Origin of the sequence: Rhizobium rosettiformans W3, assembly GCF_004912135.1 — a bacterium.
GTDB lineage: Bacteria > Pseudomonadota > Alphaproteobacteria > Rhizobiales > Rhizobiaceae > Allorhizobium > Allorhizobium rosettiformans.
In genome coordinates this window covers 1-3,123 of the sequence record NZ_STGU01000053.1, presented here as the reverse complement: position 1 = coordinate 3,123, position 3,123 = coordinate 1, and the positions used below count along the sequence as shown (strand labels likewise).

At 58.4% G+C, this 3,123-nt stretch carries 4 protein-coding genes; all 4 read right to left on the bottom strand.

Translation table 11 applies throughout. The features are described 5' to 3' along the window. Positions 1-26: 26 nt before the first annotated feature. Positions 27-611 carry a plasmid pRiA4b ORF-3 family protein gene (locus FAA86_RS24180; RefSeq protein ID WP_136543845.1) on the bottom strand — a complete coding sequence of 195 codons (585 nt, stop codon included), beginning with the start codon at positions 609-611 and terminating at the stop codon, positions 27-29. After that, positions 611-2,269 (bottom strand): IS66 family transposase, encoded by a 1,659-nt coding sequence (gene tnpC / locus FAA86_RS24175; protein WP_136543847.1) that lies wholly within the window; start codon positions 2,267-2,269, stop codon positions 611-613. Before tnpC ends, FAA86_RS24180 begins: the two co-directional genes overlap by 1 nt. 77 nt (positions 2,270-2,346) lie before the next feature. Beyond that, positions 2,347-2,694, bottom strand: a complete 348-nt coding sequence (tnpB, locus tag FAA86_RS24170; RefSeq protein WP_046119556.1) for an IS66 family insertion sequence element accessory protein TnpB — start codon at positions 2,692-2,694, stop codon at positions 2,347-2,349. Next, positions 2,691-3,032 carry an IS66-like element accessory protein TnpA gene (gene tnpA / locus FAA86_RS24165; protein WP_136543843.1) on the bottom strand — a complete coding sequence of 114 codons (342 nt, stop codon included), beginning with the start codon at positions 3,030-3,032 and terminating at the stop codon, positions 2,691-2,693. Before tnpA ends, tnpB begins: the two co-directional genes overlap by 4 nt. Positions 3,033-3,123: the final 91 nt, after the last annotated feature.

Below are 3,123 nucleotides of genomic sequence, written 5' to 3'. Positions count from 1 at the left end.
GTAAGCATTCGGCGAAGGCCGCAGTTTCAGTCCTTCTTCCGCGTTCGGCGTTTCCATTTCGCAGCCAATGCCTCGACGTTTTTGCCTAGCTTTCTGGCATCGACCTCGCCAGGGTCATAGTCAGAGCTTCCCCACCATTCGACAAGTTCGTGGTGACGCTCATGATTGGTGTCCGCAATGGCTTCGCGGAACTCTTGATAGCCCCAGGGACCGCCGACATCCTCTGGCGGACACCGTCCGACAACCTCGAGAAGGAATGGATCGTCGAAGCCGGCAGTCGCTGGAAAGATCTTTTCGATTTTCACGGTGTGCGTCCAACCGTCGCCGAAGTCATAGAGATACTTGAATGACTTCGCGCCAATATCTTCGATGGCAGCAAGAAGCGTTTCCTTGCGTGCATCGATGGGACCACCAAAGCCATCATCAGGCAGACCGAACCCGCTGTCACGGATCCTGAACTCATAGAGATGGCTGTTGGTCCAGCCGAAGGATTCCTGAAGAACATCATGAAGCCGGTCGAGCCGAATACGGAATGGCACGACAACACGCCGCATCACCAAGGGGTCGACATCGTCGAGCGTAACCTTCAAGCGAACGAGAGGACCTGCCATCAGGCCGCCTGCGGCAGAGATGGTATTGCGGAGTTCTGCCAATTCCAGGGGAGAAGCTCATCGAGCCGGCTAGCTGGATGATCGGCGATGCGGGCGAGAACATCGGCAAGCCAAGCCTGTGGGTCAATGCGGTTCATTTTCGCGGTGACGATCAGGCTGTACATGGCTGCCGCCCTTTGTCCTCCGCGATCGGAACCGGCAAATAGCCAAGCCTTTCGCCCGAGCGCCACGCCCCGCAGAGATCGCTCCGCGCAATTGTTCGACAAGCAGATACGGCCGTCGTCGAGGAAACGGGTAAAGGCTTCCCATCGGTTCAGCATGTAGTCAAACGCCTTTGCCAAGTCAGTGTTACGCGACAACCCGGCGCGGTGTTCCCGCATCCATGCTTCCATCTCGTCGATCAGCGGCTTTGATAGTCGCTGGCGGATTGCCTTCCGCTCATCGGCAGTGTGGCCATTGATTTGGCGTTCGATCTCAAACAGCGCGTCGATCCTCTGCACCATGTTCAAGGCAACTGGTGAGATAACGGCGGCACTTTTACCCTGCGCTTTTCGGCGCGCATTGGTCTCCAGATCGGCTTGCGCAAAGAATGGTCGCCTGGCATGCGCCCAACACGCCGCCTCATAAATCGGGCCCGGACTTCGATCGGGAAGATAGAGCTGGCCATAGCCCTTATAGGCATCCGCCTGAAGGATGCCGCTATAATTGGCAAGGTGCGCCTGTGGATGTTCGCCGGCACGGTCCCGCGAGTAATAGAACATCACCGACGGAGGCGCCGTTCCGCCAAACGGAGCATCGTCCTTGACGTAGCTCCAAATCCGACCGGTGACGGTCTTGCCGAGAGCGAGAACCGGCACGGTCGTGTCATCACCATGGATCCGTTCAGACGCGAACGTATGGCTTTCAATCCGCCGCACCAGCGGCTCAAGGACCTGGCAGCACGCGCCAATCGCGTCTGCTGCTGTCGACAGACTGATTGGCACACCTTCCAGGGCAAAACGTTCGATCTGGCGATTGAGGGGAATGTGCTGGCCGAACTTGTCGCAGAGCATCATCGCCAAAAGGCTCGGACCAGCCCACCCTCTCGGGATGACATGGAAGGGCGCAGGTGCCTGGCTGATCTTCTCGCAGTCACGGCAGGTGAACTTTTCCCGCACCGTCTGAATGACCTTCCAGCTCCGCGGTACGCTCTCCATTGTTTCGGTGATGTCTTCGCCGAGCTTGCGGAGCCGTTCACCACCACAGCAGCTACAGGCAACCGGACCGGGCACAACGACACGCTCACGCGGCAAATGTTCGGGAAACGGTTTTTTGACAGGCCGCTTGCGCGTAAAGCCGGTGACCGCAATCGCAGCCGCCGCAGCAACGGCCATTTCGGCGGCAAGCTCATCTGCGGTCGCCGTCGCTTCGGCGTCCTCAAGCATCAGCTCTAACTGCGCAATTAGCCGTGCCGTCCGTTCCGACTTCTGACCGCGCAGTTCCCGTTGCAGCTTTTCGATATAGACTTTCTGGCGAAGAATGATGGCCTGATCGTCGGCCTCCTTGGCCTTGGCAACAGCCAATTCAGCCACAGCAGCGGCCCGTTCAGCCCGCGCCACCGCCAATTCTGCTTCAAGAGCAGCGGCATGATCACGGTGATTTTCGAAGCCGGGTTCCATGCTTGAAGTGAACCACAAAACCCCTGATTTGCATAGGTTTTCCTGGCGCTGCCTCTTAAAAATCACACCCAAATACACTATCCAGCGCTCGTCGGACGCCATGTTTGTTGCGGGTTTCGCCAGTCAATTCCCTCAAGCAAATAGGACATCTGGCCAGCCGTCAGCGCAATCGCCCCACCCTCCGTCGCCGGCCAGATAAAACGGCCGCGCTCGAGCCGCTTTGCATATAAAGACAGGCCAATTCCGTCATGCCAAAGAGCCTTGATCAGCCGCCCACTTTTCCCGCGGAAGACAAAAACGTCACCCTTGAAGGGATCACGACCGAGCCCCTCCTGCACGATCAGGGCCAGGCCCTGCATCCCCTTGCGCATATCGCAATGGCCGCTCGCAATCCATACCCGCACGCTCGAACTGATCGGGATCATTTGAGTGCCCGTAGCACGGCAGCAGCAAGGTCGCGAGGTGCACAAGACGCAATCTTCACCTTCGTGCCATTAGCAAATTCCACACAGACGGCCGCCGTCCCGCCAACGGCATTGCCCGAGAAATCCACAACCGTCGCCGGCACAAAAGCTGGACCCTCCTCAACCACCAGCGCCTGGCGACGCCACGTGTAGATCAGTCCCGTCGAAACGTCGAAGCGACGCGCAACTTCCGAGACATTTGATCCCGGAGCAAATGCTGCCTCCAGGATCTCCCATCGTTCATCTGACGACCAACGGCGACGCCGTTCCCGCCCCGTCAGCAACATTGCCTGTGCCATCGATCCTCAATGCGCTCTTAAATCCACTCTCAAGAGCGCAAAATCATGGTTCCAGCGAAACAGCGCAAGGCGGCCCACGCCGGAGGGGTAC